Source organism: Mucilaginibacter sp. P2_A4 (assembly GCF_056405015.1).
Map to the genome: position 1 here is coordinate 246,499 of NZ_JBFUCX010000007.1, position 16,457 is coordinate 262,955.

Below are 16,457 nucleotides of genomic sequence, written 5' to 3' on the forward strand. Positions count from 1 at the left end.
AGAATGATAAACAAGCAACATGGACTTATAAACGATGAGGAAAGTCGCTTAGCGGCGCTGAAATCATACCATGTGCTGGATACGTTGCCCGAGAGGGAGTATGATGCCATCACCCGTTTGGCATCATATATATGTAATGTACCTATTGCCCTGATCACCTTAATTGATGTTGACAGGCAATGGTTCAAATCAAAATTTGGCACCGGCGAGGGAGAAACACCCCGCGCCGGTGCTTTTTGCAATAAAACCATTTTAAACAGTGGTATCCTTGAAGTAAATGATGCATCGGAGGATGAAGATTTTAAGGATAATATATTTGTAACCAATCAAAATGTTCGGTTCTACGCCGGCGCTCCTCTAATTGATCCTGATGGCTACCATTTGGGTTCTCTATGCGTTATTGATATGGTGCCACGTAAGCTCAGCGATGAGCAACTGGATGCCCTGCGTACACTGGCCGATGAGGTAATGTCGCACCTTACTCAGCGTAAGCAAAAGTATGAGCTGGAGCAAAGCCTGGTGCGTTATAAGGAGTTTTACGATTTGTTTGATAGCTCGCCTGATATTCATTGTATTATGGACAGGCATTTTAATATTGAACAGGTAAACCGCTCTGCAAAATCAATTTTAGGTTTTAGTCCGGAGGAAATAATAGGGCAGCCCATCTGGAACTATTTTCCGGAAGAGGAGAAGGTCAGATCATTAAAAATACTTAAAGAGGGTTTAAACAAGCAGCAACGTAAATTTGATATTGAAGCTGTTTTATTGACCCCTGCTGAACATATAAAATGGATAAGCTGGTCGGTTACTTTTAGTGGGAATAAATGGTTTGCAAGCGGCCGTGATATAAGTTACCAGAAACGCATATCGCAGGAAGTTGAACAACTGGCATTAGTTGCCAGCAAAGTAAGCAATGGTGTAGTGATAAGTAATGCTGCCGATGAAGTTGTTTGGGTGAATAATGCCTTTGAGCATATTACAGGTTTTAACTTTGCCGATGTTGAAAATAAATACCTTGGTACTTCACTTAAGGGTAAGTTGGTTGATCCTGCCGCCGAAGCAAAATTACAGGCTTCAATAAATAACAAGCAATCATACGAGGCAGAGCTTCTAATAACTACCAAAAATGGTGAACTTTTATGGATAACCGTGGTAAATTCGGTTATACGCAACAGTGAAGGTGAGGTTGATAAATTTATAAGGGTCATCATTGATATATCGGCCCGGAAAAAAATTGAACAGGATCTTGAAATCTTATCTTTCGCGGCCAGGAAATCGCCGAGCGGGATCTTTATCCGAGATATTGAGGGCCGTTTTTTATGGGCCAATGAAGCGCTGGAAGATGTTATTGGCTACTCCTTTGCCGAACTGGAGGGAAAAGCATTAGGCACTTCACTGTTAGGCGAAGACTCTGACCTTACCGTATTTGAGAGTGCCGTACAAGCCGTAAAGGAGAATAAGCCCTACGAGGTTGAAATTAAAGTTTATAAAAAAGACGGCACCCCAATATGGATCTTCTTATCCAATAGCCCGATATTTAATGAAGCCGGCAAGGTTGACAGGCAAATAGGGGTAATGGTTGATATAACCGAACGGAAAAAAAATGAAGCAGAAGTTACCCTGCTATCTTTAGTAGCAAGCAAGGCCACAAGCGGCATCGTAATAAATAATAGCGACGGTAAGGTTGAGTGGGTAAATAAAGCCTTTGAGGGAATTACCGGCTACACTATCAATGACGTAAATGGCAACCACCTGGGCGATGTACTAAAAGGGGCGCTTACCGATGTGGCCATCATTCAACGTGCACGCGAGCTTTCAAAAAATAAGCAATCGTTTGAGGTTGATCTGCTTATCTATCGAAAAGACGGACAGCCTTTATGGGTTTCGGTCATCAATTCGGTGATATTGGACAGGCATGGCAAGGTTGATAAATATGTTGAGGTAATTATTGATATTACCGCCAAAAAGAAAGCCGAAATAGAACTCATTGCCGCCAAAGAGGAGGCATTGCAGCTGAGCAGGGCTAAAGATATGTTCATATCGGTGATGAGCCACGAAATCCGTACACCGTTAAATGCCGTAATTGGAATGTCGCACCTGTTAAGGGACGATGATCCGCGGGAATCGCAAAAGGAAAACCTGGAAATATTGCGGTTCTCTGCAGAAAATTTATTGACACTCATAAATGACGTGCTGGACTTTGCAAAAATGGAGACGGGTAATGTGGAGCTTGAAAAAGTTAGGGTTGACATCCGCGAGCTGATACAAAGCGTTAGCAGCAGCCTGCAATATAAAGCTGCCGAAAAAAATATATACCTTAGCAAAACTGTAGAGGATGCTATACCGCAATTTATAATAGGTGATCGTACCCGTTTAAGTCAGATATTACTAAACCTTGTAAGTAATGCTGTTAAGTTTACAGATGAAGGTGGGGTAAATATAGATCTGAAGATTATCCAGGAAAGCGATAAAGATGTAAGGATTAGGTTTTCGATAACAGATACCGGGATTGGTATTGCGGCTGACAAGATAAATTTAATATTTGAACAGTTTAAGCAGGCAGATATTGACACCACGCGTAAATATGGGGGAACAGGTTTAGGATTGGCCATAAGCAAGCGCCTTATCGAGCTGCACGATTCACGGATAAATGTGGATAGTGTGCCCGGGCAAGGTTCAGTTTTTTGGTTTACGATAACCTTTAATAGAGCAGATAATCAATTGAAAAGCAATTATAATAACGTGGAAGAAGGACTGAAAATTAACGTACTGGTAGTTGATGATAATCAGATAAATCGTTTGTTGATCAATAAGATACTAAAAAAATGGGGCGCAGACGCAGATTTTGCCGAGAATGGCGTTGAAGCGATAAATAAAATAGAAGCTAATCAAAACTACAATGTGGTGCTGATGGATATTCACATGCCCGAAATGGGAGGATTGGAAGCTACCCAGGTGATTCGTTCAAATCCCGGGTCGTATTTTCAGCAATTGCCTATAATAGCCCTAACAGCATCAATGCTTAGCAACCAAATGGGCGAAATAGACAATGCCGGTATGAACGACTATATCCTGAAACCATTTGACCCAAAAGTACTCTACGAAAAATTAAGCCGATATCAGCATCAGTAATTTGATGTGCAGATATGCGGATGTGCAGATATGCAGATTTCAAATGTGCAGATTAAGTTGCATAACGGGGAGTTGCTGAAACCATGTCTTTGAGTGGTAAAATCCTGAGAACCCTGAAAAGGGAATGACGTTTTGAAAAGTTTGTCATCCTGAACGCAGTGAAAGATCTAATCACAGACTTTACAGAGCGAAGAAGCATGGCGAATAGCAGATCCTTCACTGCGTTCAGGATGACAATATTTAAAAAAAAGCTACACCGCATACGCAATGGTAGCGATGCTCAATTTCAAACCCGGTACTTTTAGTAATTCAATTCCGCAAGCCTCAAGTGTTGATCCGGTAGTTACAATATCATCAACCAGTAAAATATGTTTGCCTTCCAGTCTTTGTGGTTTGCTAACGGCAAAAACTTCCTGCATATTCTCAAACCTTGCAAAGCGCGATTTATGGGTTTGCGTGTCTGTTGCAATTACACGTACCAGGTTATCAATCTCAACGGTGGCATTTAATTTTTGAGCCAGTCCATCAGCAAAGCAGGCACTTTGATTGTAGCCGCGCATTTTGAGCCGTTTTTTATGGAGGGGTACCGGGATAATATAGTCTGCCGTATTAAAAACAGGGTTTTCTGCTAACTGGTTACCGGCTATATTTCCTAATATATTGCCTATCTGCTTCATGCCGCTATATTTAAAATGATGCATCAGGTTTTGTACGTTGCCACCTTTATTAAAAAAGTAAAGGGCATAAGCTGCCCCTATGTTTATTTTACCATAAAACTGCTGTGCAACAATATTATCCGGCTGGGTATGAAAATTGGTATAGGGTAAATTGTACCGGCAATCGGAGCAAATAGCATGCTCGTTGGCCACCAGACTGGCGTTACAGGCAGCACAAAGCTCAGGAAAAAGCAAGGCAACAAAATCGGCAAGGTAACCGCCCGGTAATTTCATGCCATTAATTTAAGGCAGTTTTTTTAAACTTCGGCAACTTTTGCTTTTTCTTTGATAGCCAACTGACCGCATGCCGCATCAATATCCTTACCCCGGCTGCGGCGTAAGTGCGTATTGATACCCTGTTTTATGAGGTAATTGGCAAAAGCTTCTACTTTATCTTCGTTGGCATTAATAAAACTGGCAAATGAAATTGGGTTGTATTCAATAATATTTACCTTACAAGGCAGGTGTTTGCAAAATTTAGCAAGCTCCATGGCATCCTGTATATTATCATTAACCCCATCAAAAATGATGTACTCGTAAGTTACCGGGTTTTTGGTTTTGGCATAGTAGTATTTCAGCGCTTCGGCCAGTGCCTTTAATGAGTTTTGCTCGTTTATAGGCATTATGGTGTTGCGTTTTTCGTCGTTGGCGGCATGTAATGACAAGGCCAGGTTGAATTTTACTTCGTCATCTCCCAGCTTTTTAATCATTTTGGCAATACCTGCAGTTGATACCGTTATCCTCTTTGGCGACATATTAAGGCCATCTTCGGCCGTAATGCGCTCTATAGAGTCCATTACATTTTTGTAATTAAGCAGGGGTTCGCCCATGCCCATGTATACAATGTTTGATAATGGGATGCCATAGTTTTCGCGGGCCTGCCGGTCTATAAGTACTACCTGATCGTAAATTTCATCGGGGTTCAGATTTCTTTTACGTTCCATATATCCTGTTGCACAAAACTTGCAAGTGAGGCTACAGCCCACCTGAGACGACACGCAAGCCGTCATTCTGCCCGGAGTTGGAATTAAAACACCCTCAATTAGATGAGTATCATGTAAAATAAAAGAATTTTTTATAGTTTTATCAGCACTAATCTGTGATGTATTAATTTTAACATTGTTGATAACAAAGTTATCATCCAGCTTAGTGCGCAGTTCTTTTGAAATATTGCTCATCTCGTTAAAAGAAAAGCACGATTTTTTCCAAAGCCATTCATATACTTGCTTAGCCCTGAAGCTTTTTTCCTCCATACGGATAAAATGCTCCTGTAAGGCTTTCAAACTCAGGCTTCGGATATCAATTTTACCTTTTGTATTGTTCACATTGCAAAAGTACTTAAATTTAAAAAAATCTGTCTTTTTTTAAAGTCATTCTTTTTTGTAGAATAAAAAACAATAATTAAAAGTTAATTGTAGATATTCTATACAGGGATTGGTTTAATGAAACGGTATGAGTGAGTTACCAAGTTTAAATTTGAATGAAAAGTTTTAGAGCCGATTACGTTTTTCCCGTTTATGCCGATCCTGTTAAGAATGGAATTGTCACTGTTGATGATCTGGGTAAGATCATTTCAGTTACAGATTACCACAACCCTCCAGATGGCCCCATTGAACAATTGAGTGGTATTATTTGCCCCGGATTTGTTAACACCCACTGTCATACAGAATTATCGCATTTAAAAGAAAAAATAAAACCCGGCAACGGATTGGTTTCTTTTATTAAAGATATTCAATCCTTCAGAAATTCTGACCCAAAATTGGTTGAGGATGCCATAGAATTGGCTGATAAGGAGATGTATGATAATGGTATTGTTGCCGTTGGCGATATATCCAATGCCAACTTCAGCATTCCAATGAAGGCTAAAAGTAAGTTGTACTATCATACTTTTGTAGAAGCCTTTGGCTTTTTACCTCAAAATGCCGAGGATGTGTTTAATAAGGCGCTGGCTTTGCTTAATGAGTTTAAGCCAATGCCGAGTTCAATAACGCCGCATGCGCCTTATTCGGTATCAAAAGATCTGTTTAAGCTAATTAAGAAATATTGCGAAGACGGCCAGAACCTCATTAGTATCCATAACCAGGAAACAGAGGACGAAAACAAGTTTTACCGCTATAAATTGGGGGGCTTCCTTGATCTTTATGAGCATTTTGGTATTGATATCAGTTACTTTAAGCCGCAGGCACGTAACTCTATGCAATCCATCATTCCGCTGTTAACCAATAAGCAAAATATACTGCTGGTTCATAATACTTGTACCAATTTAAAAGATATTTACTTCATTAAACGTTTCGATCGTAAAATAAACTGGTGCTTTTGCCCCAATGCTAATTTATATATAGAGGGAAAATTGCCCAAAATTGAACTTTTTGTTGACCAGGGCTTTAACATTACATTAGGTACCGATAGCCTGGCATCAAACAAGAGCCTTTGTATCCTTAGCGAAATGCGTACTATTCAAAAGAAATTTCCGGCAATAAGTACCCAGCGGTTAATTGAATGGGGTACACTTAACGGCGCGGAGTTTTTGGGTATTGATGAGGACAAAGGTTCATTACAACCCGGTAAAACACCAGGCCTTAATTTAATAACAGGTTTGGATGGGTTGAAATTAACGCCGGAATCAAAAGTTAAAAAATTAATTTAGGGTGAGTGGTTGATTAGGTGAATGGTTGATTAGTTGATGGAGTTAAATTATGTAGATTAATTTAGATTAAGTTAATTTGCGTTTGATAAAAATATTAGATAGTTGATTGGGCGATTTAAAAAAACTACTCACCCAATCAACTACTCACCACTCACTAAATATGAAACATCTTAATATCACAGTTAAAGGCACAGTTCAAGGCGTTATGTACCGCAAAGCAACCAAGGCGGTGGCCGATCAGCTGGGGGTGAGGGGCTTTGTGAAAAATGAACCCAACGGAGATGTTTACATTGAAGCTGAAGCGGATGATACCATTATGGAAATGTTTATAGATTGGTGTAACGAAGGCCCCGAAGATGCCGAGGTTACATCTATTGAAACCCATGAGGGCGAATTAAAAAACTATCGTAATTTTGAGGTTGTAAAAAAGCGCTTATAAATAGGATAAGGTCCTGAATTAATTACAACTAACATCACCATTGTCAACAGCTAAAAAATTTGCCGGGCAAACAGCCGTATACGGATTAAGTACTATTGCCGGCCGTGTGCTTGGCTTTTTTCTTACCCCTATTTATACCCGGGCTTATTCAACCGGAGTTTATGGAATATTAACCACCATGTTTGGCTGGGTTTCTATCCTGAATGCCGTGATGTCTTTCGGTATGGAGACAACGTATTTCAGGTATTTGAATAAATATCCCGACAACAAAAAACGGGTTTATAATAATTCATTCATAGCTGTTTTTGTAATAACGCTATTCTTTTTGTTGGTTACCCTCCCTTTCCTTAATTTTATTACAGGCTTTATACAAGTAGGTAATTCAACAAGCCATAACGATTTCCTGCTGTTCATTAAAACGTTTATAGCTATACTGGTGATAGATGCCTGGTGTGTGGTACCCTTTGCCAAGATCCGTGCAGACGGGCGGCCGGGGAAATACGGTACTATCAAATTTCTTAACGTCATTATTTTCATTACGCTTAACTTAACTTTTATTTGGGTTATTCCTTATTGGCTAAATCATCATTTTATTGGTGCCGATTGGATAAGCCATTGGTATATAAAAGGATGGGTAGGCTATGTTTTTGTATCTAACCTGGTATCAAGTATTGCCACGCTTTTTATGTTGCTGCCCGAGTTTTTAAAACTCGGACTCGACTTTGATAAAAAGATGTTCGGCGAAATGTTTAAATACAGTTGGCCCATTCTTATTGCAAACTTGTCGTTCCTGGTTAATGAAAATCTTGATAAAATACTCTTAGGTAAATTGCTTCCGCAGAATATAAGTGTAAGCGAAGTAGGCATTTATGCTGCATGTGCTAAAATATCGTTGTTCCTGAGCATTTTTGTGCAGGCATTCCGGCTGGGTGCCGAACCATTCTTTTTTAGTCACGCCAAAAGCAAAAATGCAGGGCAAACCTATGCTCGCATTATGGATTATTTTGTGATAGCCGTTTGCGTAATATTTGTAGCGCTTATAGCCAATATTGAAATATTAAAGTATTTTGTTAGAGGCAAAGAACATGCTCAAACAGCATTATACTGGACGGGGCTTAAGGTTGTACCACCGCTGGTTTTTGGCTACGTGAGTTTAGGCATCTATATGAACCTTTCGGTATGGTATAAGCTATCTGATCAAACTAAGTATGGTTTATACATATCTGGCGTTGGCGCTATACTTACCATTGTTTTGAACGTGGTGTTTATACCTAAATACAGTTATGTAGCATCCGCATGGATCTCTTTTGCTGCATATACAAGCATGATGGTTCTCTCCTATATCTGGGGGCAAAAAAATTACCCTATACCATACAATATTAAAAAGAACCTGGCTTATATTGTCGCATCAGTTATACTCGTTTATATATCGTTCACTATATTTAAACGCAATATATTTGTGGGTAACGCTTTGCTGATATTATTTGCAGGCACAGCATTTTACTTAGAGCGCAAATCACTTTTAGCAATTTTTAAAAAACAATGACCATACGTATAATTAACAGATCAAAAAATAGTTTACCTGCTTATGAAACTGCTCATGCAGCAGGTATGGATCTGCGGGCCAGTGTTGAGGAAACTATTCAGCTTAAACCGATGGAGCGTAAACTGGTGCCAACCGGATTACATATTGAACTGCCTGTTGGTTTTGAGGCGCAAATACGGCCAAGAAGCGGCCTGGCTTTTAAGCATGGTATTGGTATAGTAAATTCGCCGGGAACTATTGATGCCGATTACAGGGGCGAGATAAAGGTGCTGCTGATTAACCTGGGTGTCGATGTGTTTGAGATTAACAACGGCGATAGGATAGCCCAGATGGTGGTAGCTAAACACGAAACTGTAAACTGGAACGAGGTAGAGGTACTAAACGACACTACCCGCGGCGAAGGCGGATTTGGACACACTGCGGTAAAATAGAATCGATAGATTACAGCCTTTAAATCAAAAGATTTAGGTAAATTTAAGTATGAAGGATCAGGGATTAAGATATAGCAATACAAGGAACAGGAAGCTTAGCCGGCAAATTGCGGTTTTCTTGTGTCTTGTTTCCTGCCTTTTGTCGCTTAAAACAAATGCTCAAAAGCAAACTGTTTCCAAAACTATGAGCTCGCTCGATAGTATGGATGTTAAACAGTTGTTCTTCTCGGCCCTGCGCGAAAAAACGGTTGAAAATCTGAAACATGCGTCAGAATTGTTTGAGCGGGTAATTCAAGCCGATCCTTTAAATGACGCGTCGCTTTATGAATTGGCAAATCTTAAAAAAATACAAAATGATTATGCCGGCGCGCAGCCACTGCTTGAGCGGGCCGTTGCAGTTAAACCCAATAATGAGTGGTACTGGGCAGCACTTGCGGATAGTTACGAAAAGAGTAACAATATTAACAAGCTGGAAAATGTATTTAACCAGCTTATCCGTATTAACCCCAACAAAACAGAGTATTATTATGATAAGGCAAATGCCTATCTTATACTAAAAAGATACGATGACGCACTGAAGGTTTATGATGAGGTGGAGCAAATTTCCGGCCCTACTGATGATCTGTTGACCAACCGTCAAAAAATTTATCTTAAACAAGGTAAAGTTGATAGGGCTGCCGCCGATATTGAAAAGGCCATAGCTGCAAATCCGGGTCAGATACGTTATTACCTGCTGCTATCAGAAATATATAATTCAAACGGCTTAAGTGATAAAGCGTTAGCCGTTTTGCTGAAGGCCGAAAAGCTGGATGCCAGTAATGGCATGGTTCACCTTGCTCTTGCCGATATCTATCGGGATAAAAAAAATAACGACGCAAGTTTTAATGAGCTTACATTGGCATTTGCAATACCTGATATTAACATCGATCAAAAAATAAGGATCATTGCCGGTTATTACCCCAAATTTCCGGAGCCCAATGCCAAAGCCAGCGCACTTGAATTAAGCAGAATATTAACAATTGCCCACAAAAACGATAGTAAGGCTTTTGCCATGTACGGCGATATGCTGCTGCAAAACGAAAAGCTGAAGGATGGAAAAGCAGCGTACAAAAAATCAATTGAACTTGATGGGCAGGCATATGCTGTACATGAGCAGTTGGTGCGCATTGAATTAAGTCAAAACGATTTGGACGGCGCCATTAAGGACGGCGAAAATGCTTTGTCGTTGTTCCCGAATCAGGCATGGATGAACTACCTGGTGGGAGTGGCCTGGGCGCAAAAGAAAAATTTTAACAAGGCGCTGGGTTACGTTAAAAATGCAACTTCATTAGAAATTCAGGATAAGGAATTACTTTCGCTTAGTTTTTCTTTATTAGGAGACTGTTATCACGACTTGAAAAACAATAAAAGTTCTGATGATGCTTATGATAAAGCTTTGGCTGTTAATCCCGATAATGCGTATACCTTAAACAATTATGCCTATTATTTATCGTTAAGAAATGAGGGCTTAGATAAAGCGGCGCAGATGTCGGCACGATCAAACCAGTTGCAGCCTAATACAGCATCGTTTGAAGATACCTATGCATGGATACTATTTATGCAAAAGAAATATTCTGACGCTAAATTGTGGATGGAGAAGGCATTAGCACACGATAAAGATAATAGTGCAGTTAAATATGAACATTACGGCGATATTTTGTTTTACATTGGTAACACGGATGGGGCCGTACAAAACTGGAAAAAAGCCAGGGGCTATGGAGAGCAATCCCCGGTTTTAGAGCGTAAAATAAATGAAAAGAAATATATTGAATAAATTACTGGTTGTTTGCTGCTTACTTGCAATGGTAAGTTGTAAAGCCCGTAAACAGGTTTTAGTTGCCCGTAAAGTCGATTCGGTTGTGAAACCGGTAGATGATAAGGCTACCAAACTTGCAGCCATAAGGGCCCAGCAGTTAAATTTTAACACTTTTGCAGCAAAGGCCAAAACCAATCTTGATATTAATGGCAACAGCAATGATGTAACACTGAACATCCGCATCAGTAAGGATAAAAAGATATGGGTATCTATTACAGCTATATTGGGTGTGGAAGTTGCCCGCGTAATTATTACCCCGGATAGTATTTTGCTCATTAACCGCTTAGAAGGTGTATACCTTAAAAAGCCTTTTAGCTACGTTTATGCCTATGCAAGTAAACAGGTTAACTACAAAACGCTTGAATCATTATTGGTAGGTAATGCCATTCCTGAATTGCTTAACGAGAAAACAGATATCACATCCATTATAGGAAGTACCACATTGAGCGGCGACCTGGAGGACCTGGTTTATAAACTGATTATTGGCGCCGACAATAAGGTTACACAAACAAACCTTGATAACCAAAGCCAGGGGCAATCATTACAAGTGGCCAATAATACCTTTATACAAGCCAATAACCGTATCCTGCCATCGCAAATAAATATTGCATCAGTAGTAAAAGATAAAAAAATACACGTAAACCTGCATTATACAAAGGTTGATTTTGATCAGCAACTGGAATATCCATTTAGTATTCCAGACAGGTATGAGCCGGCCAAATAATTCCTATTTTTGTTTGATGAAATTTTTAAAAGCAGTTCTCTTTATTGTAGCAGTATTTATAGCGGTTAACGCCCATGCTCAAAGCAGTCAGGAATTAAAGCGCAGGCGCGATAAATTATCTGAAGAGCTTGAGCAGCTAAATAAGGATTACCAGGAAACTTCAAGCAATAAAAGGGCGACTTTAAAACAATTAAGTCTTTTAAAAGCGCAGATCAATCTTCGCGAAGAAAAGATCAATATCATTAATTCCGAAGTAAGAAATTTAGATAATCAAATCTCTGAGAGCAATAATACCGTACATAGCTTACAAAGCCAGCTCGATCAGTTAAAAAAGGAGTACGCGGCGATGGTGCTTTTTGCTTATCGCAATCAAAGCGCCTATAATAAGCTGATGTTTATTTTTGCTTCTAAAGATTTTAACCAGGCCTATAAACGTTTAAAGTATTTACAACAGTTTGGTACCTACCGTGAGCGGCAGGCCGGTTATATACAGGGTACGCAAAAAGAGTTGCATGTAAAAATAAATGAGCTTGACAGAACCAAGCAGGAAAAAAGCACTTTGCTGGTAGATCAGCAAAAAGAAAAAGAAACCCTGGGTAAAGAAAAGAATAGCCAGGTAAAAGTGGTAAAAGATCTTTCGCAGCACGAAGGGCAGCTAAAACAACAGCAGCGCGATGTGCAGAATAAAATTGCTAAAACCAACCGGGAGATTGGTGCAGCTATACGCCGGGAAATTGAAGAGGCCCAGCGGAAGGCAGAAGCAGAGGCTAAAGAAGCGGCAAGGATAGCCGCAGCCAAGGCAAAAGCCGAGAACAGACCTGCGCCGGTAGTTGCTAAACCGGTAGTGCGCACCAGTTCAAGCTATTTGAATGCCACGCCAGAGGCGGCTAAGCTTTCAAATGACTTTTTGGGTAACAAAGGCAGGTTGCCATGGCCGGTTGCTAATGGAATTATAACCCAGGGATTTGGGGTGTATACCTCTGAAGGTATCAGGAGTGAAAATACGGGTGTTGATATCCGTACCAATGCCGGAGGCACAGTGAGGGCCGTTTTTGATGGCGAGGTGATTAGGGTAGTTGACGTGAGCGGTACCTATTTGGTGATGATAAAACATGGGGAGTACTTTACGGTGTACGGTAACCTTCGGTCGGTAAGTGTGGCACGGGGGCAAAAGGTGAATACCAAACAAGCTATAGGTGTTGTTGCTACCGATCCTTCAACCGGCGAAACAGAGGTTAACTTTGATGTTTACAAGGTGAAAGAACCGATGAATCCTAAATTATGGCTGGCGCCTAATTAGTTGTGATATATAAGAAATTTAAATTGTTTATATTTGTAACCTAAAAAAAATGCTATGTTAAGTACAATTTTTTTATTTTTAAATATTGGTACTGGCGAAATGGTACTGATACTTTTTGCAGCATTAATGCTTTTTGGAGGCGAAAAACTTCCTGGTATGGCGCGTACACTTGGTAAAGGGATCCGTGATTTTAAAGATGCGTCAGAGGATGTTAAAAGAGAAATTAACAACCAGATAAATAGTTTTAGCGAAAAAAGCGAAACAACCACTACAACACCTGTAGTTGAAGAGCATCCAAAACCGCTTATTGAAGAATATTCAACTGATGAAACGCCGGTTGCCGAAAGTATAGATCATCATCCCAATCCGGTTATTGCCGAAAATAAAGTACCACATGCAATCCCCGTTTCGGATATTCACGTAAGTACGGAGGAAGAACCGGTTGTTGAATCAAGGATCGACCTTAACAAACATTAATAATAAAGCTGCTACAGCACAAAAGGAATTCTATCATAACAATAATATTAATTTATATAAAACTTAAAAATTATGGGTTTAGGGGCACCAGAAATTATTCTGATCATCATGGCAATACTCTTACTGTTTGGAGGTAAAAAAATACCCGAACTAATGAGAGGTTTAGGAAAAGGCGTTAAAGAATTTAAAGACGCTCAAAACCAAGACGGCAGCACAGAAGAAAAACCTAAAGTTTAATACTTTAAGGTTTAGCTGTTACCGCTTTATTTACAATATAAACTTATCTGTGAAATAATTTCTTATTTCAACGGATAAGTTTTTTTATTTTAGCCCCATGGCTAAATTTTATTCCTCTTTAACCGAAATAAAGAGCGGGTTGCAATCTGGGGAAATTACGGTTCTTGATCTTGTTAAAAACTATTTGAATGAGATAAAAAAGAACGCCCATTTAAATGCTTTTAATGAAGTGTTTGAAAATGAAGCATTAAGCAATGCTAAAAATGTTGACGAACGCTTAAAAAATGGTACTGCCGGTAAGCTGGCTGGTATGGTTATCGCTATTAAAGATAACATTTGCTATAAAGGGCACCAGGTAACTGCGTCATCCAAAATTCTTAAAGGGTTTACTTCCATATATTCATCAACCATAGTTGAGCGCCTGCTTGCGCAGGATGCCATAATAATAGGCCGCTGTAATTGCGATGAGTTTGCCATGGGCGGCTCCAACGAAAACTCCCACTACGGGCCGGTAAAAAATTATGCCGATCAAAAAAGGGTGTCGGGTGGTTCATCCGGTGGTTCGGCAGTTGCGGTGCAGGCCAATATGTGCCATGCGGCAATAGGTACCGATACGGGGGGCTCTGTAAGGCAACCGGCATCATTTTGTGGAGTAATTGGGTTTAAGCCTACCTATGGTCGTATTTCCAGGCATGGCATTATTGCCTATGCTTCATCATTTGATCAGGTTGGTCCTTTTACCCGCTCTGTTGAGGATGCTGCTTTGTTGTATGAGGTTATGGCTGGTCCGGATGCGTATGACAATACTTTAATACAGCAACCTGTATCCTCATTCGCTATCAGCACGCAAGAACCAACAAAGAAAAAGATAGCCTATTTGCAGGAAGCTTTATCAAGCCCCGGCGTTGATGGCGAAGTAAAGGATGTGCTGGTAAACTATATTGATAAGTTACGTGCCGAGGGGCATACTGTAAAACCTATTGCGTTTGAACAATTGGATTACCTGGTACCAACCTACTATATACTGGCAACGGCCGAAGCTTCATCAAACCTTGCCCGGTATGATGGTGTACACTATGGTTACCGCAGCCCTGCTGCTGATGACTTGCAATCAACCTATAAAAGGTCACGATCTGAAGGGTTTGGTAAAGAGGTAAAGCGCCGAATTATGCTGGGTACATTTGTTTTAAGTGCCGGCTATTATGACGCGTACTATGCCAAAGCTCAAAAAGTACGCCGGCTGATTAGGGAAAAAACAAACCAGATCTTGGATGAATATGATTTTATACTGATCCCAACCGCTCCGGAACCTGCTTATCTAATAGGTAAAGAAGAAAAAGATCCGGTTGTAACGTATCTTTCTGATATTTTTACCGTACAAGCATCATTAAGCGGAGTACCCGCTATATCCTTACCGGCCGGCAATAATAGCCAGGGTTTGCCGTTAGGATTACAATTGCTGGCTAAAAATTTTAACGAACAAGAGCTGTTAGATTTTTCTGAATATTTCCTAAAACTATAAAAATTTAATATTTTAGGAGAATTATCTGGTGCGGGAAGCATCATCACTTAATCAAATCCAACGAATGAAGAGATTATTTACGCTTACCATCTGTTTTTCACTAATTCATATTATCCATAGTAACGCGCTCCCGTCTGTACGTCAAACAAGTCGTTTCAATGTATTGCACAGTGAAATTAATGGTGATACTACTATAGTGCCGGTTATTAACCATCCCTTGCCTATTGGTGCGCAGGGTGGCATTTATAAGCGTCGGTTAGATTCTGTCCGCAAGGATATTCAGCTTGATTACAATGAATACGTACAGAGTTATATTGACCTGTACATGCATAACCGCGATGAAATGGGGCAGGTAGCGGGCTTAGCCAAATATTACTTCCCTATTTATGAAAAAGCTTTTCGCGATGCCGGTATTCCCGAAGAAATAAAATTCCTGTCCATAGTGGAGTCGAAACTTGATCCTAACGCGGTATCAAGAGTTGGGGCTACCGGGCCATGGCAGTTCATGTCAACCACCGGGAAAACCTATGGCTTAAATATGGATAGCTACGTTGATGAACGCCGCGACCCTATACAGGCAAGTTACGCTGCCGCTGCATATTTAAAAGATGCCTACCAGGAATTTGGCGACTGGCTGCTTGCTATTGCATCATACAATTGTGGCAAAAGCAATGTGGAACATGCCGTTGAAAAAGCAGGGCCCGGCAGCGATTTTTGGGCTATCCGCCAGTATTTGCCTGCAGAAACCCGTGGCTATGTACCGGCTTTTATAGCTATGAATTATGTAATGAACTACTATAAAAAACACAATATAGTAGCGCAGGCCTGTAATTTTTCATTAAAAACGGATACCGTAATGGTGAAAAAGTTTGTATCGCTTAGCAATGTCGCCCTGGCCCTAAATGTGGGCATAAATGAATTGGCCATACTTAACCCAGCTTATAAGAGGTTAATAATTAATGGCACGCCGGCAGCACCCCGCAGGCTTATTTTGCCACAAACATCCAAAGAAAATTTTGCAGCTTTATATAACGTATTAAACGGTACAACTGATGCTGTTGCACCTATGGCTATTACCAGGCCTGTTTATGCCGCAACAACAAATACAAGCACCGACAGCAAACCCGAACGCCGGATGCCAACACATCACAAGGTTAAAAAAGGAGAAACTTTAGCAAGTATTGCCGATAAATATGGAGTTGAAATTCATGATCTTAAACTTTGGAATAACCTGGAGAGCAACCGTGCCCCGGTAGGCCAAACTATTAAAGTTGCTGCCGGCGGTGATATTTCGGCAAGTGTTTCTGCTCATTCAAACACAGGTTTGTAACCAAAAGATAATATCCGGTAAAGGAATAGCCCGATTTTGACATGATTCAAAGTCGGGCTATTTTATTTCAGGTTACCATAAAAAGAATTGTAATTTTGGGC

Annotated in this window: 14 protein-coding genes; 12 read left to right on the forward strand and 2 right to left on the reverse strand. The window is 40.2% G+C overall.

Features of this window, described 5'->3' with window-relative positions; genetic code table 11:
* Positions 1-3: 3 nt before the first annotated feature.
* Positions 4-3,132, forward strand: a complete 3,129-nt coding sequence (locus AC1DYB_RS15185; protein WP_477436149.1) for a PAS domain S-box protein — start codon at positions 4-6, stop codon at positions 3,130-3,132.
* Between the two features lie 251 nt (positions 3,133-3,383).
* Here the strand turns inward: AC1DYB_RS15185 and AC1DYB_RS15190 are convergent, their stop codons facing one another.
* Complete coding sequence (locus tag AC1DYB_RS15190; RefSeq protein WP_477436151.1) at positions 3,384-4,082, reverse strand: ComF family protein; 699 nt, start codon at positions 4,080-4,082, stop codon at positions 3,384-3,386.
* A 23-nt stretch (positions 4,083-4,105) separates the two neighbouring features.
* A complete protein-coding gene (gene rlmN, locus AC1DYB_RS15195) occupies positions 4,106-5,173 on the reverse strand; it encodes a dual-specificity RNA methyltransferase RlmN (protein ID WP_477436153.1) in 1,068 nt (355 codons plus the stop codon).
* Between the two features lie 155 nt (positions 5,174-5,328).
* On the opposite strand from rlmN, the gene AC1DYB_RS15200 reads away from it, so the two are divergent.
* The 11 genes from AC1DYB_RS15200 (at position 5,329) to AC1DYB_RS15250 (ending at position 16,356) form a co-directional block, all read left to right on the forward strand.
* Positions 5,329-6,495, forward strand: coding sequence for an amidohydrolase family protein (locus AC1DYB_RS15200; protein ID WP_477391697.1), 1,167 nt, complete (start codon positions 5,329-5,331; stop codon positions 6,493-6,495).
* Between the two features lie 160 nt (positions 6,496-6,655).
* Positions 6,656-6,934 (forward strand): acylphosphatase, encoded by a 279-nt coding sequence (locus AC1DYB_RS15205; RefSeq protein WP_477436155.1) that lies wholly within the window; start codon positions 6,656-6,658, stop codon positions 6,932-6,934.
* Between the two features lie 40 nt (positions 6,935-6,974).
* The gene (locus AC1DYB_RS15210) at positions 6,975-8,480 is read left to right on the forward strand and encodes an oligosaccharide flippase family protein (RefSeq protein WP_477436157.1); all 1,506 of its coding nucleotides are present in this window, start codon (positions 6,975-6,977) and stop codon (positions 8,478-8,480) included.
* The gene (dut, locus tag AC1DYB_RS15215) at positions 8,477-8,911 is read left to right on the forward strand and encodes a dUTP diphosphatase (RefSeq protein ID WP_477436160.1); all 435 of its coding nucleotides are present in this window, start codon (positions 8,477-8,479) and stop codon (positions 8,909-8,911) included. Before AC1DYB_RS15210 ends, dut begins: the two co-directional genes overlap by 4 nt.
* Before the next feature lie 184 nt (positions 8,912-9,095).
* Positions 9,096-10,724, forward strand: coding sequence for a tetratricopeptide repeat protein (locus tag AC1DYB_RS15220; RefSeq protein ID WP_477436162.1), 1,629 nt, complete (start codon positions 9,096-9,098; stop codon positions 10,722-10,724).
* Positions 10,702-11,490 (forward strand): lipoprotein insertase outer membrane protein LolB1, encoded by a 789-nt coding sequence (gene lolB1 / locus AC1DYB_RS15225; protein WP_295721335.1) that lies wholly within the window; start codon positions 10,702-10,704, stop codon positions 11,488-11,490. Before AC1DYB_RS15220 ends, lolB1 begins: the two co-directional genes overlap by 23 nt.
* Positions 11,491-11,506: 16 nt before the next feature.
* Complete coding sequence (locus tag AC1DYB_RS15230) at positions 11,507-12,790, forward strand: murein hydrolase activator EnvC family protein (protein ID WP_295721337.1); 1,284 nt, start codon at positions 11,507-11,509, stop codon at positions 12,788-12,790.
* A gap of 54 nt (positions 12,791-12,844) precedes the next feature.
* Positions 12,845-13,267, forward strand: coding sequence for a Sec-independent protein translocase subunit TatA/TatB (locus tag AC1DYB_RS15235; RefSeq protein WP_295721339.1), 423 nt, complete (start codon positions 12,845-12,847; stop codon positions 13,265-13,267).
* A gap of 72 nt (positions 13,268-13,339) precedes the next feature.
* Positions 13,340-13,504: a twin-arginine translocase TatA/TatE family subunit gene (gene tatA / locus AC1DYB_RS15240; RefSeq protein WP_295721341.1), complete on the forward strand. Its 165-nt coding sequence runs from the start codon at positions 13,340-13,342 to the stop codon at positions 13,502-13,504.
* Positions 13,505-13,601: 97 nt separating this feature from the next.
* Positions 13,602-15,026, forward strand: coding sequence for an Asp-tRNA(Asn)/Glu-tRNA(Gln) amidotransferase subunit GatA (gatA, locus tag AC1DYB_RS15245; protein WP_477391932.1), 1,425 nt, complete (start codon positions 13,602-13,604; stop codon positions 15,024-15,026).
* A gap of 64 nt (positions 15,027-15,090) precedes the next feature.
* The gene (locus tag AC1DYB_RS15250; RefSeq protein WP_477436165.1) at positions 15,091-16,356 is read left to right on the forward strand and encodes a lytic transglycosylase domain-containing protein; all 1,266 of its coding nucleotides are present in this window, start codon (positions 15,091-15,093) and stop codon (positions 16,354-16,356) included.
* Positions 16,357-16,457: the final 101 nt, after the last annotated feature.